Annotated in this window: 17 protein-coding genes and 1 riboswitch; of the genes, 11 read left to right on the forward strand and 6 right to left on the reverse strand. The window is 51.9% G+C overall.

Features of this window, described 5'->3' with window-relative positions; all coding sequences use genetic code 11:
- The first annotated feature begins 110 nt into the window (after positions 1 to 110).
- From BLQ82_RS17590 to BLQ82_RS17600, 3 genes are read left to right on the forward strand one after another with little or no spacing between them, the layout of a single operon-like run.
- A complete protein-coding gene (locus BLQ82_RS17590; RefSeq protein ID WP_074648344.1) occupies positions 111 to 1,322 on the forward strand; it encodes a D-alanyl-D-alanine carboxypeptidase family protein in 1,212 nt (403 codons plus the stop codon).
- Positions 1,323 to 1,353: 31 nt separating this feature from the next.
- Positions 1,354 to 2,019 (forward strand): nucleoside recognition domain-containing protein, encoded by a 666-nt coding sequence (locus BLQ82_RS17595; RefSeq protein WP_062522281.1) that lies wholly within the window; start codon positions 1,354 to 1,356, stop codon positions 2,017 to 2,019.
- Between the two features lie 52 nt (positions 2,020 to 2,071).
- Positions 2,072 to 2,560, forward strand: coding sequence for a spore maturation protein (locus BLQ82_RS17600; protein ID WP_062522320.1), 489 nt, complete (start codon positions 2,072 to 2,074; stop codon positions 2,558 to 2,560).
- A 53-nt stretch (positions 2,561 to 2,613) separates the two neighbouring features.
- Here BLQ82_RS17600 and BLQ82_RS17605 read toward each other — a convergent pair whose 3' ends face one another.
- Positions 2,614 to 3,978, reverse strand: a complete 1,365-nt coding sequence (locus BLQ82_RS17605; RefSeq protein WP_062522283.1) for an erythromycin esterase family protein — start codon at positions 3,976 to 3,978, stop codon at positions 2,614 to 2,616.
- A 244-nt stretch (positions 3,979 to 4,222) separates the two neighbouring features.
- On the opposite strand from BLQ82_RS17605, the gene BLQ82_RS17610 reads away from it, so the two are divergent.
- The 8 genes from BLQ82_RS17610 (at position 4,223) to glpK (ending at position 12,780) form a co-directional block, all read left to right on the forward strand.
- A complete protein-coding gene (locus BLQ82_RS17610) occupies positions 4,223 to 4,567 on the forward strand; it encodes a peptidoglycan recognition protein family protein (RefSeq protein ID WP_062522285.1) in 345 nt (114 codons plus the stop codon).
- A gap of 20 nt (positions 4,568 to 4,587) precedes the next feature.
- Positions 4,588 to 5,346: a pseudouridine synthase gene (locus tag BLQ82_RS17615; protein WP_062522287.1), complete on the forward strand. Its 759-nt coding sequence runs from the start codon at positions 4,588 to 4,590 to the stop codon at positions 5,344 to 5,346.
- 111 nt (positions 5,347 to 5,457) lie between these two features.
- On the forward strand, positions 5,458 to 5,982 hold the full coding sequence (resA, locus tag BLQ82_RS17620) for a thiol-disulfide oxidoreductase ResA (RefSeq protein ID WP_062522289.1): 525 nt from the start codon (positions 5,458 to 5,460) through the stop codon (positions 5,980 to 5,982).
- 14 nt (positions 5,983 to 5,996) lie between these two features.
- A complete protein-coding gene (gene resB, locus BLQ82_RS17625; protein WP_062522322.1) occupies positions 5,997 to 7,667 on the forward strand; it encodes a cytochrome c biogenesis protein ResB in 1,671 nt (556 codons plus the stop codon).
- Positions 7,664 to 8,926 (forward strand): cytochrome c biogenesis protein CcsA, encoded by a 1,263-nt coding sequence (gene ccsA / locus BLQ82_RS17630; protein WP_062522291.1) that lies wholly within the window; start codon positions 7,664 to 7,666, stop codon positions 8,924 to 8,926. Before resB ends, ccsA begins: the two co-directional genes overlap by 4 nt.
- A 76-nt stretch (positions 8,927 to 9,002) precedes the next feature.
- Positions 9,003 to 9,719: a response regulator transcription factor gene (locus BLQ82_RS17635; RefSeq protein ID WP_020427515.1), complete on the forward strand. Its 717-nt coding sequence runs from the start codon at positions 9,003 to 9,005 to the stop codon at positions 9,717 to 9,719.
- Entirely contained in the window at positions 9,720 to 11,159 is a 1,440-nt protein-coding gene (locus BLQ82_RS17640; protein WP_062522293.1) for a HAMP domain-containing sensor histidine kinase, read from the forward strand.
- A gap of 127 nt (positions 11,160 to 11,286) precedes the next feature.
- Entirely contained in the window at positions 11,287 to 12,780 is a 1,494-nt protein-coding gene (gene glpK / locus BLQ82_RS17645) for a glycerol kinase GlpK (RefSeq protein ID WP_062522295.1), read from the forward strand.
- Positions 12,781 to 12,931: 151 nt separating this feature from the next.
- Here glpK and BLQ82_RS17650 read toward each other — a convergent pair whose 3' ends face one another.
- The 5 genes from BLQ82_RS17650 to BLQ82_RS17670 form a co-directional block, all read right to left on the reverse strand.
- A complete protein-coding gene (locus BLQ82_RS17650; protein ID WP_062522297.1) occupies positions 12,932 to 13,924 on the reverse strand; it encodes a 3-oxoacyl-[acyl-carrier-protein] synthase III C-terminal domain-containing protein in 993 nt (330 codons plus the stop codon).
- A 106-nt stretch (positions 13,925 to 14,030) separates the two neighbouring features.
- The gene (locus tag BLQ82_RS17655) at positions 14,031 to 14,378 is read right to left on the reverse strand and encodes a hypothetical protein (protein WP_062522299.1); all 348 of its coding nucleotides are present in this window, start codon (positions 14,376 to 14,378) and stop codon (positions 14,031 to 14,033) included.
- 183 nt (positions 14,379 to 14,561) lie between these two features.
- A complete protein-coding gene (locus BLQ82_RS17660) occupies positions 14,562 to 14,930 on the reverse strand; it encodes a carboxymuconolactone decarboxylase family protein (protein WP_020427510.1) in 369 nt (122 codons plus the stop codon).
- Between the two features lie 73 nt (positions 14,931 to 15,003).
- Positions 15,004 to 16,638: a thiamine pyrophosphate-binding protein gene (locus BLQ82_RS17665; RefSeq protein ID WP_074648346.1), complete on the reverse strand. Its 1,635-nt coding sequence runs from the start codon at positions 16,636 to 16,638 to the stop codon at positions 15,004 to 15,006.
- 127 nt (positions 16,639 to 16,765) lie between these two features.
- A riboswitch (cyclic di-GMP riboswitch) is annotated at positions 16,766 to 16,859 on the reverse strand.
- A gap of 498 nt (positions 16,860 to 17,357) precedes the next feature.
- Positions 17,358 to 18,608, reverse strand: coding sequence for a methyl-accepting chemotaxis protein (locus BLQ82_RS17670; RefSeq protein WP_062519024.1), 1,251 nt, complete (start codon positions 18,606 to 18,608; stop codon positions 17,358 to 17,360).
- Positions 18,609 to 18,630: the final 22 nt, after the last annotated feature.

An 18,630-nucleotide genomic window follows, 5' to 3' on the forward strand; every position in this document is an offset into this window, starting at 1 on the left:
GCGGTGTCCCTTTTTGTGATGATAAAGCTTGCGGCGGAAGAGATGGACATACCATCCCGTTGCCCCGCATACACTTGTACAACACAAGTGAACAGATAAGAAGCCGGAGGATGAACATGAAGACATCAAACCTTAAGGTACTGCTGATTCTAACATTATGCGTACTGCAGCTGTGTGTGGCTCCCCAGCCCTCGATCCGGGCCGAGAACAGTTCCATATCCACCCATGCCCGGGCCGCCGCGCTGATTGATGTAGAGTCCGGGAGACTTCTGTACAGCAGCCGCGGGGACGAGCCTATGCTGATTGCCAGCCTGACCAAGATCATGACTGCGCTTGTAGCTATAGAGAACGGTAATTTGCAGTCTAAGGTCAAGGTCGGCAAAAATGCTTTTGCCAAGGAAGGTTCCTCCCTCTACCTGAAGCAAGGGGAAGAAATGCCGCTGGAGGATATGCTCTATGGGCTGATGCTGCGCTCAGGCAATGATGCGGCTACAGCCATTGCTGAGCATGTAGGCGGGTCGGAAGAAGGCTTCGTTTATCTGATGAATGCCAAGGCGGAGGAGCTGGGGCTGCAACACACCCATTTTGCCAATCCCCATGGACTGGACGCGGAAGGTCATTATTCCAGCGCCAATGACCTGGCTGTGCTTACAGCCTATGCTATGCATAATCCGGTATTCAAGCAGATTGTGAAGACCCGGGTGAAAACGGCAGATAACCCGTATGAGCCATGGGACTATAAGTGGCTGAACAAAAATAAAATGCTGCGCCTGTATGAAGGGGCGGATGGCGTGAAGACAGGGTATACCAAAAAAGCGCTGCGCTGCCTCGTCAGCTCCGCCACCCGGGGCGGCCAGCAGCTGGTCGCCGTTACGCTGAATGACGGAAATGACTGGAATGACCATGCCGCGCTGCTGGATTACGGCTTCAATCACTATCCGCTGAAGACACTTATCGAGCGCGGTGAAGGCATCAGCGGCTATAACTTCGTCCCCGGCAGGACTTTTGCCTATCCGCTTGGCCAGGGAGAGGAAGCGCGGCTTGTGACCAAGCTGGAGCTCAGCCCCGGCACTCCGGAGGCAGAGGGGCAGGGGGCACGAAGCAGCAGCTTTGGCATCAAGGGTGTGCTGGTGCTGCAGCTCGGCGGCAAGGAGATCGGCCGGGTTCCGGTCTATTTGCCGGACCAGCTGCCTCCGGAGCAGTCGCCCTATGAGAAGAGATTCCAACCGGCCGGAGCAGCCGCCTATCCGGCAGACAACTGGCTGCAGGCACTTGGCAGTGCGCTGCGGGCGCTTTTCCAGATAGGCGCCGCCGGGAAATAAACAGAAGCGGGAGAAATGGGGGGAGAAGCATATGATTAACGGGATCTGGCTGGGGATGATCCTTATCGGCTTTGTGTTTGCGGCCGTGAACGGCCGCATGGATGCATTTACGGCAGCGGTGTTCGATGGAGCCAAAAGCGGGGTTACCGTCAGCTTTGGCCTGATTAGTGTACTGGTATTCTGGATGGGGCTAATGCGGGTCGCGGAGGATGCGGGCCTGCTGAAGAAAATTGCCAAAGTGCTGGGGCCGGTTGTATCCTTTCTGTTCCCGGATGTGCCGAAGGGCCACCCCGCGATCGGCTATATCCTGTCCAACATGAGCGCCAATCTGCTGGGTCTGGGCAATGCAGCCACACCGATGGGCATCAAGGCGATGCAGGAGCTGCAGACACTGAATCCGGACAAGGAGACAGCAACTCCGGCCATGTGTACCCTGCTGGCGCTGAACACCGCAAGCATTACCCTGATTCCTGCAACGCTGATTGCCATCCGGCTGAACTATGGCTCGTCCGATCCGGCAGGGATCGTCGGTACAACACTGGCGGCTACGGCAGTGGCGACACTGGCGGCCATTGCAGCAGACCGGCTGTGCCGCCGCCTGGTGATGCTGCGCAGGCCGCCGGGACCGCCGGCCGCCAGGTCCGGCGATCCCGCCAGAGGGGCCGCACCATTCCAGCAATCTTCCCTGAAAGGGTGAGCCTGCCTTGTTCCAGCTAATCAGTCTTATCTCGGCCTGGGCGATTCCGGTCATGATTACCTTTATCCCCCTGTACGCTTTTACACGCAAGGTGCCAGTCTATGAATCCTTTGTCGAGGGTGCCAAGGACGGCTTCGGTACGGCCATCGCCATTATTCCCCATCTGGTGGGCATGCTTGTCGCCATCAGCGTCTTCCGCGCCTCCGGCGCGCTGGACTTCCTGATGGGCTTCATCGCTCCCGCCCTGAAGGGAATAGGCGTGCCGCCGGAAGTGCTGCCGCTTGGCCTCCTGCGTCCGCTAACAGGCACCGGCTCGCTGGCGTATACCACCGATCTGATCAGCGTTCACGGGCCTGATTCCCTGATTGGCCTGATTGCCTCTACCATACAGGGCAGCACGGATACCACTTTGTATGTGCTGACCGTCTATTTCGGTGCTGTGGGCATCCGCAACGGGCGGTACGCCCTCAAGGTCGGGCTGTTCTCAGACCTTGTCGGCTTCATCGCGGCAATTGCCGTGTGTCTGCTGGTATTCGGCTAGCAAGCAACCGGATAGCACGGAGTGTCCTTTTTAGATGACCCGGAAGATCCTTTTTAATAGTTACGGGTTGGCGGGGATACTTTATCTATGACGATCAGGCCGTCGAACTGCTCCTTCGGCACGAATTTCATCGCCATCGGAACAATAACCTCTCTGGTCAGCCCGTCTTCAGCGGCATATTGCGGCTGAAACATCCAGCTGTTGCCTGGGCCTGCTTTGGCATGCCCGGTGAGGTCTACGAAGGTCCGGGAATATCCGCTTTGCATGATTCTCGCTTCCAGGGTCCCCTTTGGCATCGGGCCGATAGGGAATTCCTTCAATGTTGAAATGGCTGCCGCTTTGCCCCGATTCATATACAAACCTACCACATACATTTTATCCTTCAATTTCTGATGCAGCAGTTCGCCCATGCTGGTAAAACTGTTTTGCCACTTCCCTTGCTCGAGGACGCGTATGTCCGAGGTGTTTTTAGCCAAATGGTCATTGTGGGCCCACAGAATGATCTTTTTGCCGGGGTATCTGGCCTTCATCAGCCATTCCACATGCTCAGCCATGATTCTGTCCCGGGCTTCGTATGTTTCACGCACACTCTTGATCTGTGCCTGCGTGAAAATTGCCACACGGTCCTCCAGCCCTTTCAGGATGGTATCTGCCGTGTGGGGGGCATTGGGGTAAGCTGCGTCTAACGGCTCCCGGTGTTCCTGAATGAACTTAATGTATTCCTTGTATTTAGGAACATATTTTTGGATGAGCTGGCGTACCTTCTGCTGGTAAACAGGATTGCTTTTGGTCTCCAGGCTGTATTGATTTTTCAGCTCATTATATTTCTCAATGGCTTCATTATCAAAATCCATAAATTCTTTGCCATAAGCGGCATTGACCTTAGAAATGAAGCTGCGGGCCGCCAGCGTAAGCATGGGGGATGTATATTGCATATCATATCCGGCCAGCTGCAAAGGCTTGTCCGTCTGCTTGGATTGTTTGATGTAGTTGAACAGCTCCAGGGTTTCTGCGGATTTCCAGATATCAAAAATGGAATTATCCATCATATCTGCTGAAGTCAATTCATCAGCCACATCGTTGACGACAGAAGCCTCAGCCAACCCCGATTCAAAAGCGATGACCTCAAACCCCAGCTCCTCATGCAGATATTTTACCAATCTCGTCTTCATGCTGGCGTATTCGCCAACCCGGTGGAAATTTTCGCCAAGGCTGACGACCGTTTTGTCCTTCAGCAGCGGCTTCAAAAAGGAAAGATCGCTGTAGTCTTCACTTGTCAGTGATTTAAGCTCATGTGCATAGGGCAGCGGATTCGGAGCTTGCTGTGCGGCTGAGACGGGACCGGAACCTCCAAACAGCAGCCCGACTGCAGATACAACGGTGATGATCTGTTTTTCCCATGTTCTTCTAAGCAACATTAATTATTCCTCCGTATTAAGAATATAGTTTGATTAGCTGTCCTCTTAAGTGTAAGAACCTCCCATCTTCCGAACAATCGATTTAGATGACTGATTCCTTACATCCCGGTTATGTTATGTTCGCGTTTTCCGCTGCCGCTGTTGATGGAGATTCCTATGGGGCACAAAAACAGCATCCGCAGGTCACCCCGTTCCCCCTCCCTACATATGCTATTGCAGCAATACGGAGGGAGGCCGACATACTATGGAGTATAAAGGCTTTATTCTGCATCATTCCCGCTGTCCGTCCATTAATGGCAAGGGCTTTGACTTTTGGGTGGGAACAGATGGTTCAATTTATGCTGCGCCGCTGCTGACAGACCCGGAGTATATTCATGTTTGCCTGGAAGGCAACTACGGGGAAGAGAACATGCTTCTGCCCCGGTCCGAGCGGGAGAATCAGCTGTTTGCGGCCGGCAAGCTGATCTTGGAACTGGCTGCGCATTATCAAATTGACCCTCTTGTCGTGGAAACCCACACCAAAACCTGTCCGGGCGCATTTTTTCCATGGAATGAACTTGTGATTTATCCCGCTGATGGTTATCATTAACCTGAGGTGAATAGTCAAAAATGGAAAGATTACAAAAAATATTGGCGCAGGCAGGTGTGGCGTCAAGACGCAAGTGTGAAGAAATGATTTTGGCCGGTAAAGTGGAAGTCAACGGGGAACTCGTAACTACGCTTGGCACGAAGGTGGACCCCGCAACAGATATAATCAAGGTCGCCGGTAGACTGATCCGGGGCGAGAACAAGATCTACATTATGTTCAACAAGCCCAAGGGTGTGATTACAAGCGCTTCCGACGACAAGGGACGCAAGGTAGTAACGGATTACCTGAAGGGCATCAAAGAGCGCGTATACCCTGTGGGCCGTTTGGATTATGATACGGAAGGGCTGCTGCTGCTGACGAATGACGGGGAGTTTGCCAACCTGCTCACGCATCCGAAGCATCATGTGCCTAAGACCTATCTGGCCACGGTCAAGGGTGTGCCGCATGGCACCGCGCTGGACAAGCTCAAAGCCGGCATCAAGCTGGAGGATGGGATGACCGCTCCGGCAGAGGTGGAATATAAGGATATCGATGAGGAGAATAAAGAATCGGTCATCAGCATCACAATCCATGAAGGCCGCAACCGCCAGGTACGGCGGATGTTCGAAGCCATTTCCCATCCCGTCATCCGCCTGAAACGGATTTCCTTCGGGGATATTCTGCTGCAAAATCTCAAACGCGGCTCCTACCGCCATTTGACCAAGGATGAAATCAATCATCTCCAGCAAATTGCCAAAGCCGGTATGCTGAAAGCGAACCCAACACGCAAGGACACATAATGTTCACATTTTCCCCTCCTAATTCAGTGACAATATTCGTTATAATGTTCATAGGATGTTCACACCTATCGACTAATGTAATGAGTTGCGTCACAGAAGGGGGCCTGGCATGTGGGCAGAGCGAGAAAGCCGGTTCAAATCATCATTCTGTTCGTGATTATTTTGCTTGGGGGTTATGCTATCGGTTCCTCGGTGTTCGGAGGAGACGGCAAACTCAGGGAAGGTGGAAAGGCACCTTCCTTTGAGCTGCTTGGACTAGACGGGCTGACCCATACGCTGGACGAATACAAGGGGAAGTCTGTTGTGCTTAATTTTTGGGGTTCCTGGTGCGCCCCCTGCGTCAAGGAGATGCCTGCCCTGCAGGCCCAGTGGGAGAAGTGGAAGGAGCAGGGCGTAGTGGTTGTCGGCATAAATGTCGGCGAGGACCAGATGACCGTGGAGAATTTTGTCAAGCAAGTCGATATTAACTTTCCGGTTGTTATGGATACGGGCCGCGATGCTGTCCGCAGCTACGGTGTGTCACCGCTTCCAACCACCTTCTTCATTAATGCCAAAGGCAGGGTGGACAGCATCCATATCGGGCAGCTGGATCTCAGCACGCTTGATGATCAGATCGGGAAGCTGGTGAAGCCGTGAAGGAGCGTACGCCACTGATCACCAACACCAAATGTGAATGCGGCCATCAGAACCCGGTGGGCACGGTCCTCTGTGAAGCCTGCGGCAAGCCGCTGGACAGAGAGGAGCAGCTCTCCTCGGGAAACCTCGAAATGCGGTATGACGGTGTCGCCCGCCGTTCACAGCGGGTCAATCCCGGGGTAATCGACCTGGTATGGAACTTTTTTTCCTCGGTCAAGATCGCCATTTACCTGATTGTCCTGACTCTGCTCGGTTCCATGCTGGGAACGATATTTCCCCAGGAGAGCACTTTTCTCAATATTGATGCATCAACCTATTATCCAGAAAAGTACGGAACAGCCGGGGAGATTTATTATAAACTCGGCCTTTCGCACACCTACGAATCCTGGTGGTTCGTGCTGCTGCTTGTGCTCATTGGCGCCTCGCTGGTCATTTGCAGCCTGGACCGTGTGCTCCCCCTCTACAAGGCGCTTACCCGTCAGAAGATCCGGAAGCACCGCCAGTTCCTGACCCGCCAAAAGGTGGCGCTGGTGACAGAGCTGAAGGAGGAGCCTGAAGCCTGGGTTGCACGTATGGTGGAGCTGCTCCAGAAGAAAGGCTACCGTGTCCGTACAGACGGAGCCGCACTGCTGGCCGAGAAGCACCGCTTTAGCCGCTGGGGCCCCTATGTCATACATATTGGCCTGATTATTTTTTTACTGGCTGTGCTGGCCAGAGGGCTGCCCGGTCTGAACATGGACCAGCATCTTGCGTTTCCGCAGGGTGACACGGTCCGAATTCCGGACACTACCTATTATCTAAAAAACGAGAAGTTTACCGTGGAGTTCTATACAGAGGAGGAAATGCCCAAGGAATTCCGCGGGAAGAAGATCCTTCCCAAACTGTATGAAACCCGGGCGGTTCTCTATGAATGCACGGCAAATTGCACGGATCCCTCCAAGGAACCGCAGCTGGCCGAGGTGGCCAGGCATAATATTCAGGTGAATTCGCCGCTCAGCTACAACGGATTGAAAGCGTATCAGTTTGATTATGACCTCACTCCGGTGCTGCGCTCGGTGCAGCCGGAGCTAATCAATGCGAAGAGCGGCGAGGTATACGGCAAGTTCAAGCTGGACATGAACAATCCGCAGCGGTCATTTCAGGCAGGCCTCTATACGCTGTCACTGAAAGAAAAATATATGGACTTCGGCTTGAACGAAGAAGGGCAGCCAGTGTCCAAATCTCCTTACCCTAACGCTCCAGCCTTCCTGTTTCTGATTACCGGGCCGGATCTGCCGGCCGGAGGGCAGCAGTATTTTTATTTCCCGAAGCAGGTCGACAAGGAAAAGTTCCAGATGACAGCCATCAACGACAAGCTTGGCGGCAGCGGGCGGTTCCTGGAGCTTGAGGTAGGCGGCATGAGTGATGTGGATTTCTCGGAATCCACGACGTATCTGAACATTCGTGTGGACCGTGCGATGCCATTCGTCTGGATCGGGGCAGGTATTGTCATGCTTGGACTGGTTCTCGGCTTCTACTGGCAGCACAGGCGCATATGGCTGGCAGCCAATCATGGCGAGCTGGTACTCGGAGGCCATACGAACAAGAACTGGTTCGGCTTCCGCCGCGAAATCGTTTCGATTCTGGCGAAGACAGATTTGACAGTGGATGAAAAATCTCTGGACAACGGGGGAGGTCTGGCATGAGCCTGCTCGATTTCAGCAGTGACGTCTTTATTGCCGCATTTTTTTTGTACAGCGGGTCGTTCATGTTGTTCACGATTGCTATAATGGGCCGCAAATGGTCCGGGAGGAAGCCGGAGGAGCATACCGCCCGCTGGGGCCGGATCGCTTTTATCGGTTCCTCTCTGGGCCTCATCTGCCACCTTGCTTATTTCTTCACCCGCTGGGCCGGATCAGGGCATATTCCAGTGAGCAATATGTATGAGTTCATGACATTTTTATCCATGATGATCATGGTGGCTTTTACCGTGATCTTCTCGATTTACCGCAAAATCATTCTCGGTGTCTTCGCGGTGCCGGTCTCGATTATAGTCATGGCTTATGCGGCCGTATTTCCGCAAGAGGTTCAGCCGCTGATTCCTTCACTGAAATCCATTTATCTGAATATCCATGTCACGCTTGCCGCGCTGGGTGAATCCTTCTTCGCGGTTGGCTTTGCGGCCGGACTGATGTATCTGCTGCGCACTGTGGATTTTGCCAGCAAGGAGAAGAATGACCGCAAGCAGCAGCGCCTGGTCGAATTTACTCTGTTCTCAATCATTGTTATAATTGGGTTTCTTGGATCAGTATTTGCTTTTCGCGGCGCAGGGTACGAAACGGTTTTCGTTAGATCGAACGTTACGATTGACAGCCCTGGGCAGGGAGATAGTACAATAGAGAAAGTGAGCTACAAAATGCCGCCAATTGTGGCACCTTACCATAGCGAAATTGAGAGCTTCCAGTCATTTCTTGGAATGAATAAGCCGCTTTTTGAAGCGCCTTCTTGGATGAATGGCGTTAATGCCGGTCGTAAATTCAACACGGTCCTCTGGTCGCTGATTTCCGGTCTTCTTTTATACGGGATTCTGCGTCTGGCTGTCCGCAAACCGCTGGGCAGGGCGATCCATCCCGTTCTAGATGGAATTGATGAGAATGACCTTGATGAAATTACGTACAGGGCGATTGCCATCGGCTTCCCGATCTTTACCTTGGGGGCTTTGATTTTTGCAATGATATGGGCACAGGTGGCCTGGGGCCGGTTTTGGGGATGGGACCCCAAGGAGGTCTGGGCTTTGGTCACTTGGCTTTTTTACAGCGCCTACCTGCATTTACGTCTGGCACGCGGCTGGCAGGGACGCAAATCCGCTTGGCTCGCCGTACTCGGCTTTTTGGTCGTAATGTTTACCCTGGTTGGCGTTAATCTGGTTATCGCCGGACTTCATTCCTATGCAGGAACGGATTAAGGCTGCGTTTGTGCCGAAGCGGCAATGAAGTGTAAGGGTAACGTTGTACTGTAATTGATGAAGGGGTTGTTGTGAAATGGCAGAGCATTTGAACAGAATTCTGGTGGTGGATGACGAGGAGCGCATTCGCCGCCTGCTGAAGATGTATCTTGAAAAAGAAGGCTACGAAATTGATGAAGCAGAAGACGGAGAAATCGCTCTGCGCAAAGCAACGGCCAATGATTACGGCCTGATTCTGCTGGATGTGATGCTGCCGGGAATCGACGGCATAGAAGTGCTGACCCGGCTCAGAGGTGTCAAATCGACGCCCGTTCTGATGCTTACAGCCAAAGGCGAGGAGATCAACCGGGTGCAGGGCTTTGAGATGGGGGCGGATGACTATGTGGTCAAACCCTTCAGCCCGCGTGAAGTGATCTACCGGGTGAAGGCGATTATGCGCCGCTCCTCCGCAACAGCTTTTTTGTCCAAAGAGAGCAATTCCAGCAATAATATCGTGTTTCCGCACCTGATCATTGAACATGATGCACACCGCGTAACCGCAGGGGGCCAGGAAGTCAGCCTGACTCCAAAAGAGTACGAGCTGCTGCATTATTTGGCGATTTCGCCGGATAAGGTGTTCTCGCGCGAAGAGCTGCTGAAGGATGTGTGGAACTATGAGTTCTTTGGGGATTTGCGCACCGTGGATACACATGTCAAGCGTCTCCGCGAGAAGCTCAACAAAGTATCACCGGAATCGGCAGCGATGATCACCACGGTCTGGGGAGTAGGCTATAAGCTAGAGGTACCTAAATAAGTGAAGTTCTGGAGAAGTCTTGTCGGAAAGCTGTGGATCACGATCATCTGTCTGGTTGCTGTCGTGCTTATCACACTGGGGCTGTTCCTGCTGCCCTACATCGACAGCAACTTCGCCAATTCCGGGGCGATCAAACGCTTGTTCACTTATGTCTGTATGATCGGATTTTCGCTTACAACGTTCTTCGCTCTGTTCCTGTTCACCAAGATTACCCAGCCGATGCAGCAGGTGATTGAAGCGGCGAATAATATCCGCCGGGGGGAATACGGAACGAGACTGACGCTGGTTACCAGCGACGAGATCGGCCAGCTGGCCACCTCCTTCAATCATATGGCTGAAGAGCTGGAAGAGAACATCCGCAGCCTGAATCACGAGAAGGGGCATCTGTCCAGTGTATTGCGCAGCATGAGCGATGCTGTCCTCACCTTTGATATCGAGGGGAAAATCATATTGACCAATCCGCACGGCCAGGCACTGCTGGAGAGGTGGAGCGATCTGGACTGGGAGCAGGAGAATGAATCCGAGCTGTACCCGCAAGGGGCCACTGACAGCGAGGTACCGCCGCCCCTGCGGCCTTTGTTCTTCAGCACACTCAGCCAGGGCGGCGATCAACGCTCTCAAGTGCATGTCCGCCAGGGAGTCTGGTCGGTTCATATGGCTCCGCTGTATTCAGAAGATACGATCCGCGGAGTAGTAGCTGTTCTGCGTGATGTTACCGAAGAGGTCAAGCTGGAGAAAATGCGCCGGGATTTCGTGGCCAACGTCTCGCATGAGATCCGCACGCCGCTGTCGATGATGCAGGGCTACAGCGAGGCGCTGCTGGATGGGATGGCTTCCTCTCCCGAAGAGAGCAGCGAGCTGGTTCAGGTTATCCATGACGAGTCGCTGCGGATGGGACGGCTGGTGAAGGATCTTCTGGATCTGGCCCGCATGGAGGCCGGACATACCGATATGATGAAGGTGCCGGTGGATATGGGGGAACTGCTGGAACGGGTCTACCGCAAATTTTCCGTCCGGGCCAAGGAGCGGGGGCTTCAACTTGAGCTGAAGCCCGGCAGTGACACACTGCTGCTCAAAGCGGCTGACGAAGATAAGCTGGAGCAGGTGCTGACCAATCTGCTGGACAATGCGTTTCGGCATACGCCTGCGGACAAAGCCATTACGGTTCTGACCTCCACAGCCGTTCTTGAGGGCCGCCGTTACCTGGAGATCACCATCCGTGACGAAGGGGTAGGCATTCCTCCGGAGGATCTTCCTTTTATCTTTGAGCGCTTCTACAAAGCAGACAAGGCCCGCGTGCGCGGAGAGTCCGGGGGAACCGGACTTGGGCTGGCGATTGTCAAGAATATCGTCGAGTCCCATCACGGTACAATCACTGCCTCCAGCAGGCTGGGGGAAGGTACCGAGTTTATCCTGCGGCTTCCTGTCGAAAAACAGTAATGCCAAGACAATGTATGACAGCGCCTCTGAACGCAGAGGTGCTTTTTGTTGAAATCACCACATAAATCTTGTTCATCGTGGAACATACCGCCAGGTTCATCAAGCCAGTTCTAGGAGGCACATATAGATGATTCTATCATTAGACCAAGGCACTACCAGCTCGCGGGCGATCTTGTTCGACCAGGAGGCCGGTATGGTCTCGCAGGGGCAATATGAGATCAGGCAATCCTTTCCCCGCCCCGGCTGGGTAGAACATGATCCGGATCAGATCTGGGAAACACAGCTCGCAGCGGCCAGAGAGGCTATTAGCGAGAGCGGGAGGCCCGCTGCGGAGATATCGGGCATCGGGATTACCAACCAGCGGGAAACCGCCCTGGTGTGGGATAAGGCCACCGGGAAGCCTATCTATCCGGCCATCGTCTGGCAGGACCGCCGTACAGCTGGACAGTGCGAGCAGCTGAAGGGGCGCGGGCTTGCAGATACCATTGCTGCCAAGACCGGCCTTGTAGTGGATGCCTACTTCTCGGCAACCAAGCTGGCCTGGATTCTGGATCATGTGCCTGGAGCGCGGGCACGTGCGGAACAAGGCGAGCTGCTGGGGGGAACCATCGATACCTGGCTGATTTGGAAGCTTACCAGTGGAGCTGTACACGCTACGGATGTAACGAATGCTTCACGGACTATGCTGTATAATCTGCATGAGCGGAGATGGGACGAGGAGCTGATGGAGGAGCTGGGAATTCCGCGCGCGATTCTGCCGGAAGTCCGAATGTCCGGCGGAGATTTTGGCGCTGCCGGGAGTGAATGGTTCGGGGTGGAGATTCCGATCCGTTCCGTACTGGGAGACCAGCAGGCCGCCTTATTCGGGCATACGTGCCTGGAGGCCGGGAGTGCCAAAAATACATACGGCACCGGCTGCTTTATCCTTATGAATACCGGGACTGAAGCCGTAGCCTCCAGCCATGGGCTGCTGACCACGGTGGCCTGGGGCATGGGCGATGAATTATATTATGCCCTCGAAGGCAGCGTGTTCGTCGCGGGAGCCGCAGTACAGTGGCTTCATGAGGGGCTGGGCGTGATTGAAGGCCCGGCAGATTCGGAGGAAAAGGCCGGGGAGGTGGAGGACAGTGAAGGCGTGGTAGTGGTACCGGCTTTTACAGGTCTTGGAGCCCCTTACTGGGACATGTATGCCCGCGGAGCCATCTTCGGCTTGACCCGAGGTACGACGGCAGGCCATCTGGTCCGGGCGACTCTGGAGTCCCTGGCGTTTCAGTCCAGGGATGTCATCGGCGCTATGGAAAAAGACGCCGGAATGCCGCTGACCGGACTGCGGGTCGACGGCGGCGCAGTGCGCAATGATCTGCTGATGCAGTTTCAGGCGGATATCCTGGGCAGCGAGGTGACGCGTACCATGTACTCAGAGACGACAGCGCTGGGAGCTGCCCTGCTCGCTGGCCTAACGTCGGGGATCTGGACCAGGGAGCAGCTGGAGAGCTTCAATAAGGCAGAGAAGATCTTCGCTCCGTCTATGGAGGCAGAGGAGCGCGAGCGCCGTTACCATGCCTGGCAGGACGCCGTATCGCGCACCATGGGCTGGGAGAAGCATGAAGGGCGCATATAAGTATCGGCAGGACGATAAACGAATAGCTGAACTTATATAGGGGCTAACAGCAAAGCGGTCCGCAGGCAGATAAACTGCTTGCGGACCGCTTTGCTGCGTAGCCGAGTAAGTTGAACTAAAGAATTTTAAAGACCAGACCCTTTATAAATAACTAGTATTCCATTACAAACGCTACATTCTGCCAGCCCGCGCCAACGGTCCAGAACAGGACTTTATCGCCGCGTTCAATTTTTCCTGTAGTCACTGCCCGATGAAGGGCGACAAAAGGACTGCTTGTAGAAGTATAGCCGAATTCATCACCGATGTAGACAGCAACGTCTTCGCCGATCCCTGTTTTGCCGGAAACGGCCCGGATATTAGGCAGGGACAGCTGCGAGAAGCAGGCGGCTTTGATCGATTCAGGGGCAATGTCATTATTGCTAAGCAATGTATTGATCGATTCAGAGGCGGCATCCACACAAATCGAATCATCAAAAGGAATGAACTTCACATTGAACTCTCCGGCAGCCACACCATTTCTTCCGAGGTTAGCCAAGCCTTCAGCAGGGAACATCGAATTGCCGTAGACACAAGTGTCTGTCTGGTAGATGGAATCGATAAACCCTACGGAATACTCATCCCTTTCCAGAATAAGAGCTGCTGCTGCGTCGCCGAAGTTGGCGTAGTAGACAGGATCATTTTTGTCGGCATGCGGAGCCACGTGATCGGAGCCGATGACGAGCGCACGGCGGATTCTCGGGTTGGCCATCATTTGACGGCTTACCTGTTCCACAGAGGCGGTCATGCCTGCACAGTTCGCGTTGCTGTCAATGCAAATGGCATGAGACGGCCCGCCGATCAAACGGTGAATCATGAGAGAGTTGGTCGGGAAGATATATTCAGGAGTTTGACTGGCATAGGCAATCAGGTCAATGTCGGCACCGGTAAGTCCCGTCTTGTCCAGCACATTGCTGGCTGCTTCAAAAGCCATAGTCAGAGAGTTCTCCTCACTGCTGTCGATGCTATACCGGCTTTCACGGCCCAATGTAGCCAGAAGTCCACGGATATCAATACCCTTTTCGTCAAAATGCTGTATGAAAAAATCGTTGCCAATCTTTTTGCTTGGATGATAGATATCAATATCCTTAATTCTTATCCCGGCCATGGTTTAATCCCCCTAAAAGTATGATGTGCGCTTCTTCACAGCCATAGAGTTGTACAAAATCCGCTTCGCTGCCATCCAGCAGATCTGTGATCCGCCTGAGAATGACCTAAGCCTGAGTCGAGGTAATCTCCAGATTTTCAAGCCCGGCTTTGCGGCCCAGACGGGCAAGCTGCATTTTGAGGATCGGGTTATTTTCAAGAGTCAGGCTTACCTTTTCGAAGCCATCCGCTTTGAACATGACGAAGCAGCCTTCCAGCAATGGCACAACATCAGGAGCAGTCACGTTCAGTTTTCTGCAGTCAATCTGCAGCGCATATTCTGAAGGGGTAATCGGGTTTACGGTTTGCTGATAGGCTTGGATCGATTTGAGGCCGTCCTCATTGGTGAAGGTCCCTTCTAATTCAATATTAATGATTTTTTTGTCGGAATCGGTTTTCAAAATAAATTTACCCATGTGCTCATCTCTCCCAAATTTGAATGTGTTTCAGTTTTTGAATCTATCCGGAAACCTTAGAATTTTATGCCTTAATTCGACATTTAAAGATTAGTTTTGGGATAAATTCCCTTCAATATAATCATAAATTTATCGAATATGCAATGAAAAAGTCGAATCCTGTATAAAAAAGTCGAAAAAAAATTATTCGATTTCCTCAAGTGTGGCCAGCAGCACATTAAAAGCTGAAATCACTCTGGGCGCACCGACAACCGGCACCAGATGCAGCAAAATACCTTTGATCTGATCCACAGTCATTCCGACGCTGAGCGCCATTACATAATGGACTCCGAGCTGCTCGAACTGCCCCATCGTAATCAGGGATGAAATAACGGCAATTTCTTTCCAATCCGAACCAATCGTTGTGCGTTGAAAAATGTCGCCATAGGCGTTGCCCATGATATACTCGGCCAGCTCCGGGAAATGCTCCTTGATTGGAGCCAGAGCTTTGGCACCGTAGTTGCCAGATAAGTTGGAAAAGTGCCTAAGACCGCTGTTAATCGTATTTTCCACAGAGATGCCTCCTGAATTATGATGAGCGGCAAGGAGCAATCAAGTGAGGAGAGGTCCTTGCCGCTGTTGATTCTTAGTTGAGATTCAAGGTTCGATGGGCCGTCGGAGGCACTTCAGCACGGTCGGTCAGCAGTTCAATTACAGCCACGCGGTTAGAGGCCACTGCAGCATGGATAGCAGATGTGAATTGTTCCTGGGTCTCGCATCTGTAGCCTGTGGCTCCCAGGGATTCAGCAAATTTCACGGCATCCATAGGAACTTCGAAGATGGTGCCATCGATTCTGCCTGTTGTTTTTTCCATGCCCTTTAACGCCATATCCAGCTGCATGTTGTTCACTACGATAAAGATCACCGGGATGTCCTTGCACACGGCCGTATTGATCTCTGTGCCAAGCATCATGAAGCAGCCGTCACCGGTAATGCAGAAAATCGTTTCTTCCGGTGAAGCCACCTTAGCTCCGATAGCCATGCCGATAGAATTGCCCATGCAGGCAAAGTAAGCATCAAAAACAACGCTGCCGGGCTTTTTGACTTTGTACCATTTTGCGGCATTGAAGCCATGGCTTCCATCATCTACAAAAATGGTGTTGTTGTAAGGGATCAGGTCGCTCAATGTGGACATGACCGAAGCAAGCGAAAGCTTGGACAGAACCGGCAACTCTTCCGCATAATGAACATCGGTTTCTGCTTCGTGTTTTTTTATAACAGACGGATCTACTTTCTGAAGAAAAAATGCAAGATTGTCGCGTAAGTCCCCGCTTACAGCGATTGTTTCAGAGGTCAATATTTTTCCTACGAAGGTTGGATCGACGTCAAATTGGATCAATGTCTTGGGATGATTCTCTGCCTTGAGATTGCAGATGGTCATGTCGCTTAGGCGCGAGCCAAGCACGATGAACACATCACTGCGGTTTAACAAGTCCTCGCCGTGGCTGCAGCCGCCGACACCAATAGGGCCGTGATACAGCGGGTGATCCCAGGCGATGGCACCCTTGCCGCCGGGAGACGTGACCACCGGAATATTGAAAGTTTCAGCCAGTTGGATAAGCTCCTCATGCGCGCCGGAACGATTGACACCTTTGCCCGCAATGATCAGAGGATGGCTTGATTCATTAATTGCTGAAAGTACACGTTCCAAATTACCGGCACTGACCAGATGTTCGCGTTCAGGAAGGACAATCCGGCATTCTTCCAGCATCTCGGTCTGCACATCAAACGGGATACAGAGATGAACCGGACCCCGTTGTCCGCTCAAGGCAATGGAGATGGCGTGACTGAAAATAGTGCCAAAATGATCGCCGCGTTCCACCAGCTTGCTGTAAAGGGTTGCGGGTCTGAACATGTCCGCCAGATCGGCAAGATAAGCCGAAGAATCCTGGCATTGGGGAATCCCCAGTTCCTTGATGGATTGATGCCCTGTTATAAAAAGTACGGGAAGATTGTTCGCTTTGGCATGTGCGGCGGCGGTGAGAAGATTGGTACCCCCCGGCCCGGAAGTCCCAAAAGCTACTCCGAGTCTGCCTGTTTTGAGAGCATAGCCTGAGGCTTCGAACCCGGAACTGGATTCGTGTCTCCCCGGAATAAATTCAATGCCGTAATCAACCATTTTCAGGACTACGGGACAAATAGACTTGCCGATTATGCCAAAAGCATGTGTTACACCAAGATTTCGTAGTGCCTCAGCCATATAATCTGAAACTGTTTTCAAAGGAAATCCACCCCACCCAAAGTTTTTTTATTTATTTCAGCAAAAATAGAAAACCTGTACTCAGGAGAGCACAGGTTGGCTGCGGAAATAACCATAGAGAACGCAGGAAAACCCGGACGTTCGGCTGTTCAGCAACCTGGCAGTCATGGTCCCATAAAAATGAGACTGTAGATCCATGGCTTTGCGTCATTCCCTTTCGGTGAATTTTGCCAATATGTGTTAAAGAAAATAATACCTTTTTTTATTTTACAATATATTTCTAACTCTGCTTTTGTCAATATATTTGTGCTGATAACCTCGGATTTTGGCGAATCCTGCCTGCCGGCATCCATGTAAAAAACAGTATAATTTTGTATATATATAAGAATGAATGAGAAAAAAGAGCTAATAAAAAAAAGTCCAAAAATGCAAACTGTGAAGAAATATTGAAATCATCAAAATTAAGTATTTTGAACTATAATCTCCCTTGTAGAAGGGTTGTTCAGCCACAATAATGGAATGCAATGTAAAATTCACTATGTAAAAAGGACCATTGAACAAAGAGCAGTTCATCTGCGAATTTCTGCAATCCAAAAACGGAGGCTGACTAAGGGAGAGAAGTGCAAAAGAATGGAGGAGCTCTTTTAATGCAAAAAAACTGTAACCAATGAATATAACAGCGAAAATTCTGTGAACAAAAAAACTGCCGCAGGAAGGATACGGCAGTCTCCCGGTAACTTTTAAAATTTGAAAATATGAATCGTTTTTTGCAGCTGAAATACAGCTTGGGTCATTTTCTCCGTCTCCTCGGCAACGGATTGCAAGGCATGAATTTGCTCGTTCATCGCTGCGGAGACCTCTTCTGTTCCCGCCGCCGTTTCTTCGGTAATCGCAGAAATATTTTCGATGGCGCCGGAAATTTTGAGTGCGCTCTCCAGCATGAGGTCGCTTTCGGCAGAGAAAGAAGCAATTTGCTCGGTTATGTATTGAACGCTATGCACAATCTGTGCGAAAATATTCGCTGTTTCGATGATCATCTCATTCTGTACCTGAACGACTTCCTCGTTAATGGCGATATTCTCGATCGCTTGCTTGATGTCGTTCTCTATGCTGCGGACCAGACTGAACACCTCTTTGGTGGAGGCGGTAGATTCCTCGGCCAGCTTGCGTACCTCCTGGGCCACGACTGCAAAACCACGGCCATGTTCCCCAGCCCGGGCTGCTTCAATAGAGGCGTTAAGCGACAGGAGGTTGGTCTGCTCGGCGATTTCTGTGATCGTTTTGGTGATCATCGTAATCCCCCGGGCATTTTGGGAGAGTGCTTCAATCGTGTCGGCCACCTTCTGGGTGGCTTGTATATTCTTGCGCATGCCTTCGGCCTGTGTATCCACCGATTGCCGTCCTTTTTCAACCAGTTCCAATGTATGTATAGACCGTTTGTTCATTTCCTTGGTCGAGCTTGTATAGTTGGAGACCTTGGTCTCTATGTCTTTGATGGATTCGGTCATGTCGGCAATGTCCACAGAGATTTCATTTGCGCCAAGCGCCAGTTCATTGGACGAAGAGGCGACCTGGGCCATTACGATCTTCAGATTCTGGTTTTTGTCTTCAATCCCCCGGCTGGCATCCATAACCTGGCGGGTAATCTGGGAGGCATCGGTAAGGATCTTTTTCAGCTTATCGATCATGGTATTGAAGGAACGGCTGATGTCCCCCATGGAGCCGCTCTCGTCGGCCCGGTTGGTAAAGTCGCCTTTTGCAATGGTGTGTGTGACATTAGAAATGTCGTCAAATGAAGATGTAAGCGTTCTCTCGATGAAGCGTGAAAGAGGGAAGGTAAGAGCTGCCAATACCGCTACCAGTATAATTCCTATAACAATCTTGCCCAAGATCAATAAAGTGATCAGTACAGGAACTGCAAATAATGCGGCGATCAGATAACATCCGGCAACAATTCTCTGTTTTAGCGGAAGCTTGTTCATCCAGTCCATAATAACTATTCCCCCTAATAAA

The sequence above is a fragment of the Paenibacillus jilunlii genome (genome assembly GCF_900102965.1).
Taxonomy (GTDB): domain Bacteria; phylum Bacillota; class Bacilli; order Paenibacillales; family Paenibacillaceae; genus Paenibacillus_AQ; species Paenibacillus_AQ jilunlii.

Excerpts from the sequence above, each read along its gene's own strand:
- BLQ82_RS17595 (WP_062522281.1), top strand. The coding sequence starts at position 1,354 with ATGATTAACGGGATCTGGCTGGGGATGATCCTTATCGGCTTTGTGTTT.
- BLQ82_RS17655 (WP_062522299.1), bottom strand. The coding sequence starts at position 14,378 with ATGGGTAAATTTATTTTGAAAACCGATTCCGACAAAAAAATCATTAAT.
- BLQ82_RS17605 (WP_062522283.1), bottom strand. The coding sequence starts at position 3,978 with ATGTTGCTTAGAAGAACATGGGAAAAACAGATCATCACCGTTGTATCT.
- BLQ82_RS17600 (WP_062522320.1), top strand. The coding sequence starts at position 2,072 with ATGATTACCTTTATCCCCCTGTACGCTTTTACACGCAAGGTGCCAGTC.
- BLQ82_RS17590 (WP_074648344.1), top strand. The coding sequence starts at position 111 with ATGAACATGAAGACATCAAACCTTAAGGTACTGCTGATTCTAACATTA.
- BLQ82_RS17615 (WP_062522287.1), top strand. The coding sequence starts at position 4,588 with ATGGAAAGATTACAAAAAATATTGGCGCAGGCAGGTGTGGCGTCAAGA.
- glpK (WP_062522295.1), top strand. The coding sequence starts at position 11,287 with ATGATTCTATCATTAGACCAAGGCACTACCAGCTCGCGGGCGATCTTG.
- BLQ82_RS17610 (WP_062522285.1), top strand. The coding sequence starts at position 4,223 with ATGGAGTATAAAGGCTTTATTCTGCATCATTCCCGCTGTCCGTCCATT.
- BLQ82_RS17635 (WP_020427515.1), top strand. The coding sequence starts at position 9,003 with ATGGCAGAGCATTTGAACAGAATTCTGGTGGTGGATGACGAGGAGCGC.
- BLQ82_RS17650 (WP_062522297.1), bottom strand. The coding sequence starts at position 13,924 with ATGGCCGGGATAAGAATTAAGGATATTGATATCTATCATCCAAGCAAA.
- ccsA (WP_062522291.1), top strand. The coding sequence starts at position 7,664 with ATGAGCCTGCTCGATTTCAGCAGTGACGTCTTTATTGCCGCATTTTTT.
- BLQ82_RS17670 (WP_062519024.1), bottom strand. The coding sequence starts at position 18,608 with ATGGACTGGATGAACAAGCTTCCGCTAAAACAGAGAATTGTTGCCGGA.